This is a genomic window from Dictyobacter formicarum (genome assembly GCF_016587435.1).
On record NZ_BNJJ01000010.1, the window covers coordinates 147,842 to 164,768 of the forward strand.

Annotated in this window: 18 protein-coding genes; 11 read left to right on the top strand and 7 right to left on the bottom strand. The window is 53.6% G+C overall.

Annotation, left to right across the window (positions count from 1 at the left end):
• Positions 1 to 75 precede the first annotated feature (75 nt).
• The 3 genes from gvpJ to asnB all read left to right on the top strand — a co-directional run bounded on the left by gvpJ (position 76) and on the right by asnB (position 3,656).
• Positions 76 to 1,122 carry a sensor histidine kinase gene (gvpJ, locus tag JMI88_RS18735; RefSeq protein ID WP_201363462.1) on the top strand — a complete coding sequence of 349 codons (1,047 nt, stop codon included), beginning with the start codon at positions 76 to 78 and terminating at the stop codon, positions 1,120 to 1,122.
• 156 nt (positions 1,123 to 1,278) lie between these two features.
• Positions 1,279 to 1,704 carry an HIT family protein gene (locus JMI88_RS18740; protein ID WP_201363463.1) on the top strand — a complete coding sequence of 142 codons (426 nt, stop codon included), beginning with the start codon at positions 1,279 to 1,281 and terminating at the stop codon, positions 1,702 to 1,704.
• 110 nt (positions 1,705 to 1,814) lie between these two features.
• Positions 1,815 to 3,656: an asparagine synthase (glutamine-hydrolyzing) gene (asnB, locus tag JMI88_RS18745; RefSeq protein WP_201363464.1), complete on the top strand. Its 1,842-nt coding sequence runs from the start codon at positions 1,815 to 1,817 to the stop codon at positions 3,654 to 3,656.
• Between the two features lie 111 nt (positions 3,657 to 3,767).
• Here the strand turns inward: asnB and msrA are convergent, their stop codons facing one another.
• Positions 3,768 to 4,313, bottom strand: a complete 546-nt coding sequence (gene msrA, locus JMI88_RS18750) for a peptide-methionine (S)-S-oxide reductase MsrA (protein WP_201363465.1) — start codon at positions 4,311 to 4,313, stop codon at positions 3,768 to 3,770.
• Between the two features lie 563 nt (positions 4,314 to 4,876).
• On the opposite strand from msrA, the gene JMI88_RS18755 reads away from it, so the two are divergent.
• Together JMI88_RS18755 and JMI88_RS18760 are read left to right on the top strand one after the other, a co-directional pair.
• Entirely contained in the window at positions 4,877 to 5,347 is a 471-nt protein-coding gene (locus tag JMI88_RS18755) for a nitroreductase family deazaflavin-dependent oxidoreductase (protein ID WP_201363466.1), read from the top strand.
• Between the two features lie 35 nt (positions 5,348 to 5,382).
• On the top strand, positions 5,383 to 6,000 hold the full coding sequence (locus JMI88_RS18760; RefSeq protein WP_201363467.1) for a TetR/AcrR family transcriptional regulator: 618 nt from the start codon (positions 5,383 to 5,385) through the stop codon (positions 5,998 to 6,000).
• On the opposite strand, the gene JMI88_RS18765 is transcribed toward JMI88_RS18760, so the two are convergent.
• Positions 5,959 to 6,264: a hypothetical protein gene (locus tag JMI88_RS18765; protein ID WP_201363468.1), complete on the bottom strand. Its 306-nt coding sequence runs from the start codon at positions 6,262 to 6,264 to the stop codon at positions 5,959 to 5,961. The genes JMI88_RS18760 and JMI88_RS18765 overlap by 42 nt on opposite strands.
• 70 nt (positions 6,265 to 6,334) lie before the next feature.
• Positions 6,335 to 6,784, bottom strand: coding sequence for a CopD family protein (locus tag JMI88_RS18770; protein ID WP_201363469.1), 450 nt, complete (start codon positions 6,782 to 6,784; stop codon positions 6,335 to 6,337).
• Between the two features lie 660 nt (positions 6,785 to 7,444).
• Here JMI88_RS18770 and JMI88_RS18775 point away from each other — a divergent pair.
• Positions 7,445 to 7,927, top strand: coding sequence for a hypothetical protein (locus JMI88_RS18775; protein ID WP_201363470.1), 483 nt, complete (start codon positions 7,445 to 7,447; stop codon positions 7,925 to 7,927).
• 227 nt (positions 7,928 to 8,154) lie between these two features.
• Here the strand turns inward: JMI88_RS18775 and JMI88_RS18780 are convergent, their stop codons facing one another.
• The gene (locus tag JMI88_RS18780) at positions 8,155 to 8,979 is read right to left on the bottom strand and encodes an NUDIX hydrolase (protein ID WP_201363471.1); all 825 of its coding nucleotides are present in this window, start codon (positions 8,977 to 8,979) and stop codon (positions 8,155 to 8,157) included.
• 215 nt (positions 8,980 to 9,194) lie between these two features.
• Here JMI88_RS18780 and JMI88_RS18785 point away from each other — a divergent pair, with 215 nt between their 5' ends.
• The 3 genes from JMI88_RS18785 to JMI88_RS18795 are packed head-to-tail and all read left to right on the top strand — an operon-like array spanning position 9,195 to position 11,360.
• Positions 9,195 to 9,692 carry a DUF3592 domain-containing protein gene (locus tag JMI88_RS18785; RefSeq protein ID WP_201363472.1) on the top strand — a complete coding sequence of 166 codons (498 nt, stop codon included), beginning with the start codon at positions 9,195 to 9,197 and terminating at the stop codon, positions 9,690 to 9,692.
• A gap of 10 nt (positions 9,693 to 9,702) precedes the next feature.
• Complete coding sequence (locus tag JMI88_RS18790; protein WP_201363473.1) at positions 9,703 to 10,284, top strand: TolB family protein; 582 nt, start codon at positions 9,703 to 9,705, stop codon at positions 10,282 to 10,284.
• Positions 10,176 to 11,360 (top strand): alpha/beta hydrolase family protein, encoded by a 1,185-nt coding sequence (locus tag JMI88_RS18795; protein WP_201363474.1) that lies wholly within the window; start codon positions 10,176 to 10,178, stop codon positions 11,358 to 11,360. The genes JMI88_RS18790 and JMI88_RS18795 overlap by 109 nt, the downstream gene beginning before the upstream one ends.
• 398 nt (positions 11,361 to 11,758) lie before the next feature.
• On the opposite strand, the gene JMI88_RS18800 is transcribed toward JMI88_RS18795, so the two are convergent.
• On the bottom strand, positions 11,759 to 13,024 hold the full coding sequence (locus JMI88_RS18800; protein WP_201363475.1) for an MFS transporter: 1,266 nt from the start codon (positions 13,022 to 13,024) through the stop codon (positions 11,759 to 11,761).
• Between the two features lie 882 nt (positions 13,025 to 13,906).
• Here JMI88_RS18800 and JMI88_RS18805 point away from each other — a divergent pair.
• Complete coding sequence (locus JMI88_RS18805; protein ID WP_201363476.1) at positions 13,907 to 14,350, top strand: MarR family winged helix-turn-helix transcriptional regulator; 444 nt, start codon at positions 13,907 to 13,909, stop codon at positions 14,348 to 14,350.
• Positions 14,351 to 14,529: 179 nt separating this feature from the next.
• The gene (locus JMI88_RS18810; RefSeq protein ID WP_201363477.1) at positions 14,530 to 15,174 is read left to right on the top strand and encodes a flavin reductase family protein; all 645 of its coding nucleotides are present in this window, start codon (positions 14,530 to 14,532) and stop codon (positions 15,172 to 15,174) included.
• 61 nt (positions 15,175 to 15,235) lie between these two features.
• On the opposite strand, the gene JMI88_RS18815 is transcribed toward JMI88_RS18810, so the two are convergent.
• A complete protein-coding gene (locus JMI88_RS18815; RefSeq protein ID WP_201363478.1) occupies positions 15,236 to 15,997 on the bottom strand; it encodes an anti-sigma factor family protein in 762 nt (253 codons plus the stop codon).
• Positions 15,994 to 16,527, bottom strand: a complete 534-nt coding sequence (locus tag JMI88_RS18820) for a sigma-70 family RNA polymerase sigma factor (protein WP_201363479.1) — start codon at positions 16,525 to 16,527, stop codon at positions 15,994 to 15,996. Before JMI88_RS18820 ends, JMI88_RS18815 begins: the two co-directional genes overlap by 4 nt.
• Positions 16,528 to 16,927: the final 400 nt, after the last annotated feature.

Here is a 16,927-nt window from a genome sequence, read left to right on the forward strand (position 1 = left end):
CACATCAGGTCTAGTGTAGATAAAAAGAATTAGACACTTAAAAAGTTATATGCTTATGTGGTAGAGGAGGAAAAGATGCCGGTAGAAAAAGTTGGAGCAACATCCAGTCTGGTAGACGTACTTGATCGCATTCTTGATAAAGGGATCGTCATCGATGCCTGGGTCAGGGTCTCGTTAATAGGTATTGAAATTCTGACTATTGAAGCCAGGGTCGTCGCTGCATCTGTCGAAACCTATCTCAAATATGCTGAAGCCGTCGGTTTAGTCGCCTCTGCGCCAGAATCAGGCACAGCGGCCCGCGTGCATGCGCAGATGATGGCTGACGAAGCCAGGGAGGCGCAGCACAAGCTAGAGGACTTTATTGGATTGGTCAGCCATGAACTGAAAACTCCACTGGCAGGGACCCAGGGCAGCGTACAACTGGCGAAGCGTAAATTGTATCGCTATGAGTCCGATCCCTCCCAACCTGAGCAGCAGGAGCGCAATAACCAGATCATCAGGTCTGTCTTGCAAGCGCTGGCCAACGCGCATGATCAGACCACCGTCCAGACCCGGCTGGTAAACGATTTGCTGGACGCCTCGCGTATCCATGGACAAAAGTTGCGCCTGCTACAGAAGCCATGTGAGCTAAACCAGATTGTACGCCAGGCGGTCGAAAACCTGCGCACTATCGCTCCCAATCGGGTTATTGAGCTGGATGAAGACGAAGATAAGCGGCTGATTGTGTGTGTCGATGCGGACCGCATCGGGCAGGTAATTGCCAACTATCTCTCTAATGCCTTGAAGTATTCCCCGGCCGATCGGCCGGTGTTTGTGCGTCTGGAACAGGATGGTGAAAAGGTCAAACTACTGGTGCGCGACGAGGGCCCCGGCCTGCCCGCAGCAGAACAAAAGCACATCTGGACCCGCTTCTACCGCGTCTCCGGCATCCATAGCCAGCAAAATTCAGGCGTACCTCACGTCAGCCTGGGTGTCGGCCTGCACATCTGCAAAGGAATCATTGAGCAGCATCACGGCGAGGTCGGCGTTGACAGCAGTCTTGGCGAGGGCTCGACCTTCTGGTTCACCCTGCCGCTGCACGCATTCTTGCAGCCAACCGTCGAAACAGCGTTTCCTCTTTGATCTGATTTTCTTATAGCTTATCATCGAAAACAGCAGCGGCCCCGTTCAATACGACGAACGGGGCCGCTGCTGTTAATGTCGCTTTTGCCTGAGGTCGTGTGGTGTGATAATATATTTATGTGGATGTTGCAGAGTTAAAAGGAACGGAAGTTATAGATGACGAAGGAGTGTCTCTTTTGTGCAATTGTGGCTGGAACGGAGCCGGCCAGCCTGGTGTACCAGGATGAGATAGTATCGGCCTTTCTGACCATTGGTCCTGTCAATCCGGGCCATTTGCTGGTGATTCCCAACCAGCACGCGGCTTTTCTGTCCGACATGGATGAGGAGACGGGGGCCCATCTCTTTACCATCAGCACGCGGCTGGCCAGGGTTTTGCGTCAGTCGGGTTTGCGCTGCGAGGGCATCAACCTCTTTCTGGCCGATAGGGAGGCCGCCTTTCAAGAGATCTTTCATGTCCATATGCATGTCTTCCCACGCTTCAGCGGGGACAACTTTACGATCAGCGCCGATTGGAGCGTCAAGCCCTCACGCGCAGAGCTGGATCGTATCGCGCTCCAGATTCGTCAGGGCGCTGTAAAGTAGAAACAGCTGCTTTATATATAGAGGCATCGTTGGTGCGCTGATAGTATATAGTATCAGTGTGAGGAAGCGAGCGCAGGTGCTTGATTCTAGTGTAGAAGGTAGGTATCCCTATGTGTGGAATTACAGGTTGGATCGATTGGGAGGAAGATGTTACCCGGCAGAGCGCTGTAATTGAAGCGATGGCCGCAACGTTGCGCTATCGAGGGCCAGATGCCAAAGGGATCTGGCTCTCGCCGCGAGCCGCGTTTGCCCATCGGCGCCTGATGGTTATCGATCCCGCCGGTGGGGCGCAGCCGATGGTGTATACGTCGGGGTCGCGTACGTATGCTATTACATACAATGGAGAAATATATAACTTTCGCGAGCTACGTAGCGAGCTGGAGTCACGCGGCCATACGTTTGGCACTAAATCAGATACCGAGGTGATTCTGCATGCCTATGTGGAGTGGGGTGAGGAATTCACGCGCCATTTGAATGGCATCTTTGCCTTTGGTTTGTGGGATGAGCAGCGACAGCGCCTCCTGCTGGCCCGCGATCACCTGGGCGTCAAGCCACTGTTTTACGCGCAGCGCGGGAGCGCCGTCATCTTCGGATCGGAGCTCAAGGCCCTGTTCGCTCATCCTCGGGTGCAGCCAGAGATAGATCGCGACGGAATCGCCGACATTTTCGGGGCTGGCGTAATCCACACGCCTGGCTTTGGCTACTTTCATGATGTGCATGAAGTGCGACCAGGGTATCAGCTAGTGTTTGAGCGTGAACGCACGCGCGCCAGCCAGTACTGGTCGCTGCGCAGCGCTCCCCATCCCGATGACCTGGAAACCACCGCGCAACGTATTCGAGCTCTGCTCAAAGATACCGTCAAAAGACAACTGATCGCCGACGTGCCCGTTGTGTCCATGCTGTCGGGCGGTCTGGATTCCAGCGGCCTGACCGCGCTGGCGGCCAGCGAATTCAGGAGCGAGGGCAAGCAGCTCAACACGTATTCCATTGACTTTGTTGACAGCGCCGCGTACTTTACCGGCAACGATATGCGTCCCAGCCTGGATGGACCATGGGTGACGCGCGTGTCCGAGCACGCCATGACGCGCCACCATACGGTTACCGTCGACACACCTGAACTGCTTGAGAACCTGTTGGTTCCGCTCTACGCCCACGACGTGCCCACAATGGGGCAGATCGAAACCTCGCTCTACCTGATCTTCAAAGCCATGAAAGAGCAGGCGACCGTTGCCCTCTCGGGCGAATCGGCCGACGAGGTCTTTGGCGGCTATCCCTGGTACTACTATGACGAGGTGCTCACGACCAATACTTTTCCCTGGCTGACCATGTTTGGGCGCAACGGCAGCATGCGATCGCTGCCGTCGTTACTCTCAAATGACGTCATGCGGCAGGCCAATCCACAGGAATATATCGCGCGCCGCTACCAGGAGGCCCTGGCGGAGGTACCCCGTCTGGAGGGAGAAGACGCCGAGGCCGCCAAACGGCGCGAGATCATGTACATGGGCCTGACGCGCTGGCTGCCCATCTTGCTTGATCGCAAGGACCGCATGAGTATGGCCGTCGGCTTCGAAGTACGGGTCCCATTCTGTGATTATCGCCTGGTCGATTATGTCTGGAACATCCCCTGGCAGATGAAGACCATCGACAACATCGAGAAAGGCATTCTGCGCCGGGCATTCCAGGACACCTTGCCTGATGACGCCAGGATGCGCCGCAAGAGCGCCTACCCCTCGACCCAGCATCCCAGCTACATCAAAGGAGTCTGTGACTGGGCGCTCCAGATCATCAACGATCCCAACGCTGCCGTACGCCCATACATCAACGTAGACACCTATCGAGCTTTCGCCGACAAGAACAATCCGGTGCTATCACAGGACTTTGCCATCGGACCGCTGGAACGCCTCATTCAACTGGAAACCTGGCTCAAAGAATATCATATAAAATTCATATAGTCGTAAGCCCTTCCATTTGTTGGGGCAAAATCGCGCCCGGCGCGATTTTGCCCCAACAAATAAAAAAGGGGCGGGCGCACACGCGCCCGCCCGCAAGGGGGAACAACGATCTCAAACAGAGTGTTTGAGATCGTTGCGATACTCCTTCAGAAGTTTCTGTACTTTGGGATCAATGATCAGGCGGCAATAGCCCTGATTAGGATTGCGGTCGTAATAGTCGTCGTGGTAGTCCTCGGCCGGATAGAAGTTGGTAAACGGTAGAATCTCGGTCACAATCGGATCTTTATAGGCTCCTGATGCCTCCAGTGCTTGTTTGGAGGCATCCGCTACACGTTTCTGCTCTTCGTTCTGATAGTAGATGCCTGAGCGATACTGGGTGCCGATGTCGTTGCCCTGGCGATTCAGGGTCGTTGGATCGTGCATATGCCAGAAAATGTCCAGGATTTTATCGAAAGAGATGACGTCTGGATCATAGGTGATCTGAACGGCTTCGGCCGCTCCCGTGCGCCCGGTACAGACTGCCTCGTATGACGGATTAGGCACCTTAGAGGCTGTATAACCAGACTTGACCGCCTCGATGCCTCGCAATCGTTTAAAGATCGCCTCCGAACACCAGAAGCAGCCATTCGCCAATGTTGCTGTTTCAAGCTGTGCCATCTATGCTTCTCCATTTCTTATAGTGCAATAGCAGTGCTCTATACTGACTTGTGAGCTTACTTTGTCTCACTTATTGAAACACGCCGTGTCGCCTGAATGTTCCACCAAAATTGAGAGTTTTTCGTGCGTTGAGTAAAAAATCGGGCGCAAGGCCCGAATCAATGGACCGGAATATCACATGTGATTGAGAGATTCTCGTGTATCGAATGAAAAATTGGGCGCAAGGCCCGAATCAATGGACCGGAATATCACATGTGATTGAGCGTTTTCGTGCGTTGAGCAAAAAATCGGGCGCAAGGCCCGAACCTATTATTTGCATCCTGGCAATGGCTCTGGTATATTCATCGATGGGTGGGTGTGTTGGGTGTGTTGGGTATGCTGTGCGTTTGGCTAAAAGGATCGCATGTGACACTCCGCAGGGGCTTTAGCCCCTGCGGAGTGTCACCATTACTAGATTCTTGACAGGATGGGGTTTCTGGTGGCACAATAATAACTGACCGGTCAGTTATTATTGTGCCACCAGAAATTTTGCGCAAAGATCATTGATATGGAGGAGAAAGATTATGACTATCAATGCACCATCCAAACCAACGGGATTGTTGTATCTGGGGTTCAGGCTACCACGGTATCTGTACCGCTGGCATATGGGCTGGCTGCTGGGGCATCGAATGCTGATGATTACGCATATCGGGCGCAAGACTGGACACAGGCGGCAGACTGTGCTTGAAGTGGTTCGCTATGATCCCTTGACGCGGGAGTGCATCGTGATCGCGGGCTATGGAGTGAAGAGTGATTGGTACCGCAACATTCAGGTCCAGCCAGCCGTTGAGGTGCAGGTTGGGAGGCAGCGCTATGCGCCGCGGCAGCGCATTCTCTCGTTTGAAGAGACCTTACATCTGCTTGATGAGTACCAGCAGCGTCATCCCCGGTTATTTCGCGGGCTGATGCGCGTGATAGGATATACTTATGATAGTACCCCGGAAGGATTGCGCGCCCTCAGCCAGTGTCTGCAAGGAGTGGCGTTTCGTCCATAAATAATAAAGAACGCACTAGAATGATGAGGTAAGGCATGTCTCCCCGTCCCGATGTGAGTGAGGAGCGCAAACAGCAGATTCTTGAAGCGGCGATCGCGGTGTTTGCCCGGCTGGGCTTCCATGCGAGCCGAATGGATGATATTGCGACCCAGGCCGGGCTCTCGAAAGGGGCTCTGTACCTGTATTACAAAAATAAAGATGCGCTGATCGTGGCCCTTCTCAAATATTTCTTTACCCAGGAGATGAAGCATCTGCGCGCCTTCGTTGAAGCCAACCGCGATGAAGCGGTGGCTGAACAACTGCTGCTGCTCACGCGCCAGTTTTCCGCCACCATGCAGTCAATGATCGATCTGATGCCGATTTCCTTTGAGTTCTATGCGCTCGCTGGACGTGACGGTGAGATACGTCAATTTCTGCAGGAGTACTTCCAGGAGTATCGACGTGATCTGGCGCGCCTGATCGAGCGCGGCATTGAGCGTGGCGAGTTCCAGCCCGTCGATGCGCAGGCGACAGCGGTCACGATCGCGGCGCTGTACGAGGGACTGGCCCTGTTGCATTTTGTGGATATGCAGGCATTCCAGTGGGCCGCCCAGGCGGAGACATCCATTCAGTTACTGCTGGCCGGCCTGCGCCCCATTCCTTTGCACAAATAACATAGGCATACCTACCCACCAGACTACCCGCAAGGAGGATGTAGGCATCCTGTCGCCGTGATTGCCCTCGGCTATCCAGGTTCTCCTGACACTTTGCATCCAGTCCTGCGTGAGCGCGAACTGGCGCCCCGTAGCCGCAAGCCCCTGAACGACTTTGTCTTCGAGGGTCAGTGGCAGCAGGCTGCGCCCGATGCTAACGGCTGAGTCCAGACGCTGGAGCTGTGCTGGTAGAATAATGGTTACAGGCGTGCCAGAGAGCGACATCCTCAATCATTATCTAGAGGATGTCGCTCTCTGGCTATGATAGATGGAATAGTGGGTGGGTGATATCATGCTAGCCTGAAGCATAGATGGCGCGCGTCATGGCGGCAATGGCGATCAGGCCCAGCACCAGGCCAATGGTGGCCCAGATCTGAAGCTTTCTGGCCTCTTTGCTATCGGGTTCCTTGAGTCGACGCAGAGCCGGACGCAGGGCACTATCACCGATGCCGAGCAAGGCGACGGCGACCACCAGGCCAACAATAACGAGGCCGCCCCATTCGCCATGCAGGATCGCGCCATAGCCCCGCGTCAATCCCACCAGAATGGCCCCGGCCACCAGTGCGACGGTTCCCGTATAGGTCATAATACGCAGCATGGTGTTTGTCATCTGGATCAATTTTTCATGTGGCCACTTGCGAATATATGGCACGATCACCAGCACAATCATCGCATAGCCCCCGATCCATGCCACCGCACAGGTCACGTGTACAAAACGCACCAGCCAGGTTAGTATCAGACTCATTGGCTTTTTTGGTCCTTTTCAATAAATATCAGATAGTCTAATTATAGAGCCAGCATAGACGCAAGCGCTATAGCGCATTTACAGTGTGAGCTGCCCTATGGTAGCGGCCAACCGGCGAGAAAATAAAGCAAAACTGATGTTATACTATTGACAATTCATATCTGCTGTATGCACCATAGCTGCACATCGTCCGGGTATGCAGTGTCATATATGTTATCTCCACCAGCCACTCATGTGGCCGCACAAATACTAATAGTACCTGAAAGGCCGCGAGTATTATAAAAAAGTATCTCGTTTGGGTGAGCCAAAGGTCATGATGTGTTATGCTTTGGGATTGTATCTCGTCATAACTACTGATGAGATAAAGAAAAGGTTTAACCGGGATGTACCCGAAGGAAGATTTTCCTCTATCTATGTATTCAACCAAAAGGCGGGTTCGAACGTGTAGAAATGAAATGGGGTGGCAAGGAGAGGGCGTTTCCCGCATATACAATATCCGTTCTTTGCGAGATATGTTGCTGGATACATATTCATTTCCTGTTTGTTAAACCCTCAGAGCCTGGATGGTGTGAGTATTTATGGTTACTATTGGTGTAAAATAGTACATTTCACTAACTTTGTTCAATGTATGCAGCACAAATGTAATAAAGGACAACATCAATGGGAGAACACCTGGTTAAATTAGAAGACGTCAGTGCTGAGCTTCTAGAACTTGTTCGTGCATCAGTGGAGATAAGTCTGGCCTCGATCAAGGGTGACGAGGATTTGATCCCTGTCCTGAACATCAAATCGACCATGATCGTTTTGCAAGCTGATAGTCTGGATGAGGCACGCAATGCTGTGCAGACTGTATTAGACTCAAGTGCCGTCGAGCATGGAGTTCTGCTGTACAATAGCTACGCCACGATTGAAGGTGGCCAGTGCGCGCGAGCATTGCTGGCGGAGGCGTATGAGCGCAATAAAGATCTGCGCCTGCGTTTTGCCCAATATTATCGACCATCGAAGCGGGCTGGTTTTTTAAATCGTGCTCAGCCTCTGGAGCGTATTGGGGAATTGACATTCATGCCTGTTTGCGCCGACGCAGAGAGTGGTTTTTGCGCGTGGGGACGCGACCGACCGATCAGGTTGTGGAATCCTGGTTAAGTTGGTAGCAATATTTTTCAGTCAGCAACGCGCAGCAAGCCGTTCAGCGATTCACGAGACGGTCAAGTGGCGATAAAGTTTGAGGGGGGCAAAACGTGCCGAAGAGAGGATCATCCTCTCTTTGGCACGTTTTTTGTAGGATCAGCGCTGCTACAATCAGAAAAATCACTCGTAGGTGCGCTCCTTGCGGGCGCTTGCTTCCTATTCGAAAAAGCCACTCTATATGTTCAGGTGTGGGAAGCCGCTAGATGAACCAGTTGTTGAATGGTGAAATGAATGTCATCGGGAGCTGGCAGGTCCAGGATGCTGGCGAGCTCGATCCATTGGCCCTCAAACTCCGCGCCATGCTGGCGTTCACCCTCGGTATGGCAGAGATAGATAAAGTCATGATGGTAGTGGGTGTCGATATTTTCCAGCAGAACCTGGTAGGGAACGGGCAGCATCTCGGCCTCCCCTAGCTTCGTGCCCACGCCATTGGGCTGATGGATAAAGCGTACATGGTAGCCAGTTTCCTCAAACACCTCGCGCGCCACCGCCTCGTGTGGAAACTCGCCCTCGTCGATATGGCCACCGGGCGGGAACCAGCGCCCATCTGCTTTGAGAATCATCAGCACACTCTTATAGTCATCACTCAGTACATAAGCTGTCGCCGTATAATCAAAGCTATGGCGTAGACGGCCGCTGCTCTGGGTATTGATGACGCGGCGGCGACTCTGTTCGGCCAGGATAATGCCCTGCACCTGCGCGAAGAGGTTGTCAGCATCCAGCAGATAATCGACATAATTGCCAATGGCCGCCTCTTCAGTGTCCTTCGCCAGTGCGAGGAGCCGTACATTGTCGGGATAATTTTTGCGCCAGCGGGCACCCGTGCGCGGATCACAGAGGGCCAGCATATCCTGTCCTGCCAGCATAGCCTGCTCGGTAGTGGCCACGTCCAGCGACGCCGGCACCAGGGATGGTAGTGCCTCCAGCCAGCGCGCCAGCAGGGTCTGCATCACTGTGCTCGCAGGAGTTAAGAGAAATAGGAGGCCTCGCCTCTTGCCTTCAAACATAGAAAAATCCTTTATCGTTATTTCCCGGGAAGTGAGAGAGTGTGTTCGTGTTCAGCGTAACGCAACAACACTATCATATCAAACGTGGCAATCAGCACAGGGGAGGTGCTGGCAGTTAAAAAAGCCCGAACGCAACGTCTTCTATAGAGAAGCGACAAAACGCTCATTGTGCTGGTTGGCTTGGCCAGGGCATAGCATAGAAAGGAAGCGAGCAGATGCAGTTCTCATATAGAAGGCGCTACTACCGCCGGGCTAACCCGCTGCTGGTGGGCCTGATTTTCTTTTTGGTGGGCCTGATTTTCGGCATCGTAGCGATCGTTTTCTGGTTTAGCAGCCAGAGTTTTCTGGGGGGTACCGTTTCGGCAACCGGACAGATCGTGTCATGTCGATATTCTACGAATAGCAGTTCTAATCATGTGGCTACGGCTAACAGTACCTGCCGGCCAGACGTCCGTTTTACTACCCAATCAGGTCAGGAAATTACTTTTACCTCCTCTATTTCGTCTAGCACATATAATAAAGGAGATAATGTGCCGGTTCTCTATCATCCCAATCATCCAGGCGATGCGCGTATCGCGGATTTTGTCTCCCTCTGGTTGTTTCCGCTGATCTTTGGCGGCATGGGTGCGCTCTTTTTAATCATCGGATTTTGTCTGGTCGTGCTGCCTTTATTGTTTCGATTGCTACTAATACAAGGAATCAATAATAGATAAGGATTGTTGCATGTCTGAATTGAGTGCCGAGCAAGTTGTCGATATAGCCATTCCTGGAGAGCTACAACTTTCTGCCAATGGTAGCCGGGTCGCCTATGTACTACAAACTGGCGGCAAAAAGGACGAGCATGGTGTCAGCGCGCTGTGGGTCGCGCCCGTTGATGGCTCTACTCCGCCCCGGCAGTTTACCAATGGCGAGAGCAAGGATAGCAGTCCACAGTGGTCGCCCGATGGGCGCCAGCTGGCCTTTCTCTCGGATCGCGCCAGACGAGGCACGGCCCAGTTGTATGCATTGCCGGTCGATGGTGGTGAGGCACGCCTGCTGGGTAATAAAGAGAGCAAGCAGGAGGTAAAGCAATTTGCCTGGTCGCCAGGTGGTGGTCAGATCGCCTTCAGCAGCGCCGACGAGCCGAGCGAGGAAGATGAGCGGCGCGAGAAAGAGCGCGATGATGCCCAGGTGTATGGTGAAAAGCGCAGTCCTCTATGGTTGTCTACTGTGTCGACGCCGAAGGTGGAGAGCCCCGGAGACTGGCCGGTGGCGAGACCAACTGTGTCCTCCAATTGCTCTCGCTGCACTATCAGCAGCAGGTAGCGATCGCCGTCGCCGAGAGGCTCTCGTTGCACCTGTATCGCCTGGATGGGCAGAGCGGCGAGCTGAGCAGGATATATCCATCCGAGGAGCAGGCCCGGCAGCAAGAATCGACCTTTGGCGCGGTGGATGCGCGTCGCCTGGAGGATGGTCGCATCGTCCTGGTCCTCGCTCGCCCCAGCAGCCTCCAGCCAGCCGACGTATGGGCCGGCACCGGTAGCGCCAACGAGCCACTGAGCGACCTGCGGCAGCTTTCCACGCACCACGAAGAGCTAGCGGGCATCCCCTTTGTTCAGCAAGAAGCCTTCTACTGGACCGCCCCCGACGGCTGGAAGCTGGATGGCCTCCTGTTGCGACCCCCCACAACTGGCGAGGGCGAGCGGCTCCCCACGGTGGTCCTGGTGCATGGTGGTCCGTACGGAAACTGGGGGGCCGGTTTTAATCTCTCCTGGGGCAACTGGGCCCAATGGCTGGTCCTGGCAGGCTACGCCGTCCTGATGCCCAATCCACGTGGCGGAGCCGGACACGGCGAAGAATTTGCCGCCGCGGCCCTGGGAGATGTCGGAGGGGCCGACTACGGAGATGTCATGGCGGCCGTGGACGCCGCCATCGAGCGTGGCATCGCCGATCCCGACCGCCTGGGCATCGGAGGCTGGAGCCAGGGAGGTTTCATGTCGGCCTGGGCCGTCACCCAGAGCAGCTGCTTTAAAGCCGCCATCATGGGTGCGGGCGTCTCCGACTGGGGCCTGATGGTCCAGACCAGCGACCTGCCCGCCTTCGAGCAAGAACTGGGTCGGACCGCGCCGTGGGATGGCCTGGAGGCCCAGCGCCATCGCGAACTGAGCCCGATCACCTTCGCCAGCCGGGTCAAGACACCCGTGTTGATCCTGCACGGCGAGAACGATGCCCGCGTACCTGTCAGTCAAGCCATCGGCTTCCACCGTGCTCTGCGCCACTACCAGGTCCCGACCGAAATGGTCCTCTACCCACGCGAGCCGCACGGTATCAAAGAGCGCGCCCACCAGCTCGACCTGCTCCAGCGCGTCCGTCGCTGGTACGACCGCTGGCTCCGCGCCTGATGCCAATGTAGAAGCTCCGGTGGCCTGATGTGTACCTTAATCGTACACATTGGTCCCCAGGCCATCGCGCTCGTCAAGCGAAAGCAGCAAGAGAAACGAATTCGTAGGTGCTGGGCTTGTCCCAGCTTGCCGCGAGCCGCAGCGAGGCGGCCCTGTGTTATGATCATGCCCCCGGCATGCTCGTCATGCCCCCGGCATGCTCGTCATGCCCCCGGCATGCTCGTCATGCCCCCGGCATGCTCGTTCGTCGTTCGGCCGCTTGTGGCGTGGACACGGTGCCCAAAAGTGAAGGTTCCTTTTGGGCACCGCGTGGGCCGAGGTGATGGGCAAGAAGGGACCTCAACGCTGGGATACGGGGCCCCACAAACGGTGGGGCTAATCGGAGGCAAGCTCCGAACCTATGGGGATCGTATATATTGTTGATTGTTCATTGTGGCGTTTGCTTGTTGGGTGGGGGCGCGCAGCGAGAGGAGGTAGAGGAAGAGGGCAGGGACGAGGATGAGGCTGGCGCTGATCAGGGCGTTGCTGCTGGTGGTGGCCGTGGCGATGGCGCCGAGGATGGGGCCACCGATGATCTGGCCGAGGGCGTCAACCTGGCCACGCAGGGAGAAGACGGTAGCGCGTACGTTGGAGGCGAGGTGCTGGTTGAGCCAGATGCGTTCGAGAGGCATGCGCGGACCCAGGACGGTGGTGATGAGCCAGAAGGCGGTCAGGGCCAGGGCGAACTGGCCAGCCAGGGCGAAGGCGATGATGCCCGCGATCGTCAGGCCATCGATGGCAAACATGGTCCAGGCCACGGCGCGTGGGCGGTTGGTATTGATACTGCGGCGCACGATTTCGGTTCCACAGAGGTTGGTGACCACGATACCGGCTTCGATGATACCGAACCAGGCGACTGCTTTGAGTCCTCCTGGCAGCGCCGGGAAAGTGAAGTGGTGCAGCAGGTGGTAGGGCCAGAGCCGATCAAAGCCGACGCTGAAAATCCCATAGAAGGCTCCGATGCCCAGGATGGTGAGCAAAATGGGGCGTGAGCGCACCAATTGAAGGCTGGTCCGCAGCGTGTAGCCAAGGTGTTGCCAGGAGCTACGCTTGCCACGTGGCGCGGGCGTAAAATGATGCTCGGTCATAAAGAGCGCCAGGAAGATGCTCAGGCCCGCAAAGATGCCGCCACCCAGCACCACGGGTAGATTGAGGCTGATCTGCGCCAGCGCCGTACTGAGCACAATACCGAGCAGCGATGCAATCGAACCAACCTGAGCGGCCCGCATGTAGACCTGACTTACACGCTCCTCCCCCAGTTCATCGGCGATCCAGGCGGAGTCGGCCCCATTCATCATGGTGGCGCCGATACCGCGTAGAATCTGGGCAATCAGTATGGCCAGGAAGGACGGGAAGAGTCCCTCAACCAGAAAGTTTACGCCGACCAGCAGGCAACCCGCCACGACCGCCCAGCGGCGGCTATACATATCGGCAAGCACGCCCGTTGGGGCCTGGCAGCAAAACGTCACAGCCTGCAGCACCGTCGCGACCAGCGTCAACTGCAGTGGATTTAAGCCGACCGTCTCGATCTGATAAGGCAGATCGATGGCAAAGATCATCGAATACGACAACGACGTCACAGCGGTCAATATAAAATAAACTGTAGCGGCCCTGCTCTTGCCCATATGTTTCTTCTGGATATGACAGCTCAAAAGTGATTATGCATGCGCGTTGAATGATGCTCAGGGATGCTTCCTGTTCAAAGAAGCATACGGCAATTGAAGAGAAAATGCAATCCTAAAGTGATTTGAACGGCTAAATTGTGTCGGTGCTTCGGACATGGTTTTTTCTTCTATGTATCCATGGCTTGCTATCTATTGTTCTCCTGATTGAGCAAAAGTCTACCTCTATTCTGTAAATTGTAGCATATAAAGATATTAAGTGAAATGTACTGTATATTCCTAACCAATATATTATATGAATATATGCGTTCAAAATGTTTTCTTGAAACGTTTATATGGTTGGATATTGCATTTAAGGAACTATGCATTTAGAATATGTGTATATCTCTTCGGGAATTAGATTTTGAAATGGGGAGAATATGTGGTGATTATCATGCATGACCGTCAGATCGAGAGAATCTGACCTGTTGAGGGTATTACGCCATTTCCGCGCTACGAGCGCTCCGGCAAACTAGGACAGGAAATACTGATCGTGTTACGTAGACTGAATACACACACTAGTAAGATCAGGGATACTGGCATAATACATGCTATAATGCCACTATTTCTTGGAAGAGCATGTCTGAAAGCCAGAGGGTTCGCGCCTTCGGCCCCGGACGCTACGCGCCTATGGCGCTCAATAGATCTTTTTATGTGTTGGTGCAACCTGTGCGCTTTGCGCACAGGTTGCACCAACACATAAAACAGGATCGGGTATATCCATTCTCAGGTTTCTTGATCTCTTCATCTATTGACATTGTCAAGAGTGGATAGTAAAAATAAATGTGCCCACCACCTCTTCATGAGGCATGTAAATCAAACAGGGACGAGGAGGCAAAGCCAGTTATGAACGCTTTGGAAGATACCTTCTTTCAGCAATTGACGTACGCTTGTTCTGAAATCAAACAATCTTTTACCCGATCCATTGGAATGAGCCAGACGCGGCGGCAATTGCTGTTACTGGTGGCACAAAAAGGCGAGATCAGCCATGCTGCTTTGCAGCGGCAGCTTTCGCTTGATGGAGCTATGATCACCCGGCTGGTCAAGCAGTTCGAGGCCCAGGGAATGCTTAGTCGGCGCCTCGATCCCCGGGATAATCGCTACACACTCGTCTCTTTGACGGATTCCGGGCGTTCAATTGTTGCTGATCTCAGCGCGGCCCACGGCGATTTTCAAGCGCAGCTCCTGGATGGCATTAGCCGCGAGGAGCAGGAAGCCATGGTGCATGTACTTGAACGGTTGCGTACCAACTTACACCACATTCAAGAGCTCAAAAGGTCTGCTCAATGAGTCAACCGCCAATGGATAGGCAGGTTAATTTAGAGAGCAAGAAGCGGATATTTATCTGGCGATTTGTGCATTATGCTTGTCTTGTTGGGAAACAACGCGCCTGTGCTAATGAAGTGGGAGATGATGATGAGAGGATGGCGGGCTTAGGCGTGAACAGCTAGCATGAATGGAGCGCATAGATGCATAAAGTGATTGAACCTCATATCTTCTACTTTGGGACTCCGGTGGTGTTGATAAGTACGCGCAATGCAGATGGTTCGCCGAATCTGGCCCCGATGTCGTCGGCCTGGTGGCTGAACCAATCGTGCATGCTGGGTATGAGTGGCAGGTCGAAGACGGTTGAGAATTTGTTGCGCGAGCGCCAGGGCGTACTCAATCTGCCCTCAGCAGATCTGGTGGCCGCCGTTGATCGGTTGGCTCTGACTACCGGGCGCGATCCGGTGCCGGAAAACAAGCAGCGCATTGGCTATCGCTATGAGGCAGATAAATTTGGTGTGGCCGGACTCACGCCACAGCCAGCGGACCTGGTCAACGCCCCGCTGGTCGCGGAGTGTCCGCTGCAGCTGGAAGCGTTAGTTGAACGGGTGCATGGCTTTGATGAGCAAGACAGTAGCATCAAAGCGATTGAAATGCGCATCGTGCGCGTCCACATCGATGAGCAGCTACTGATACCCGGCACAGGCCACTATATCGATCCCGAGAAATGGAATCCTTTGATTATGAGCTTCTGCGAATTTTTTGGGCTGAGCGGCAAGCTTCATCCATCCAGGCTCGAGCCCGCTTTCTATGGCGCCAGCGCGGCTCTCGCAGCTGCCAGGAAATAGCAGCAATCGCCTGCATGTGCGCTTGTGGGTACATGCAGGCGACTGAATGGTCACTTTTTGATTACTGCAAGCTGGCAAATTTTTGTATCTCACTCTGATTTAAGTCAGAAATAGCCCAGCAGTTCATATTTTCTTCTCTCCAGTTAGCCAGGTGATAGCCCCGGATGGTGCTCATAGCTATAGTGGTGGTGCCTTGCTGTGTGGGCCAGAGGTAGAAGTTAATAGTATGCCCTTGACGCTGGTAGACGATCGCGGCCACGGCTCTATTGTCCAGGTAATCCAGACGGCCTCCAACCAGCGAGTAGCCATTAGAGGTGAGATCATAGACATAGGGTGTGTAATCAAGTTTGCCCTTGAACCATGGCTTGATGCTATTGGGACTAGAAGATCGTATATCCACCAGGTGATCGGCCATTAATGAGCGCATATGACTGTCAAACACTTGCTGCTGTATAGCCGTACCTGGCCCTGGTGGGCTGGCAGGTGTGGTACGCAGGAAACCGCTCATAAGTACAGCCAGAGCTACCACAATAAGGCATGCAGCAGCTGCGACGCCGAGCCCACGCCAGGATGCGGCACGAGCAATGAATGTCGCGCGATTTCGCTGTCGTATCGCTGACGACACACTTTTTTGTAACTTCTCAGGCGCAGTAAAATACAGAGAGTCACTCCTCATAGCGTCTCGCAGCGCCTGATACTCGTTGTAATTTTCCAGACATGCTGCACACGTTTCTAGATGACGCTCGATATCGAGAGTATGAGCGATATCTAATTCGTTATCTATATAGGCGTGTAAAAAACGGTGCGCTTCTGTACAATTCATCGTATTCCTTCTTCATTCGTTTGCTTTGCAAGATAGTGTTGAAGCTGTTTGCGGGCCCGTGCCAGGCGCGACATTACAGTGCCTAAAGGGATATGCGCGATAATGCTGATATCCCGGTACGACATTTCTTCCAATTCCCGTAAAACCATGACCTCGCGAAACTCTATGGGTAAGGCTTCAAGCGCTTCTCTGAGTCTCTGCTGATTGATGCGGCGCAGATGCAACACTTCCGGATTAAACTCTTCACTTTCTCTATCATGCAGCTCCTCATCAAACGGCGTTGTCTGCTCATATAAGCGCCGCTGTTGTAGCCAGGTATAACAGGTATTGCGTACAATTGTCAGCAACCAGACGCGGCTATCGCCACCGCGAAACCCTTGAAAAAATCTAAAGGCTCGTAAGCATGCTTCCTGCACCATATCTTGCGCATCCTGGTCATTATGGGTGAGCCAGCGCGCTAGATTGTATGCTGCATCCAGGTGCGGTAAGATGAGCTGCTCGAAACGTAAGCGTTGGTCATGCTGTTGCACTTACGCGCCTTTTTACCTTCCTCTAAAAGAGACTAATTTCTCTCTGCTTTTATTCCCGTAGGCGAGACTAGTTTTATTCCTGATAGGAAAGACTTGCTTTGGCTTTGTTTTATTCCTATGAGCGGTGGTCTCTCCTATTCTAGATGAACTATTGTTAGATTGCTCCGTTTTCGGAGTCTCTTTGCCATTATCATACACTATACTCATTTTTGTTTCTATTTATAATGTAGAGCTTTTATCTTTGATGTCTCGATATGGAATAGATTTCGGGAATATTTTTGCTAAAAAGCAGTCTGGAGAGGTGAAGGAAAAAGAAACCGAGATATATGCTAGAGCCAGAGTGCTGGTGAAGCCCGTTCAGTTTGTCATAGTGCAGTTTTCAACCAGGAGGCTAGATACG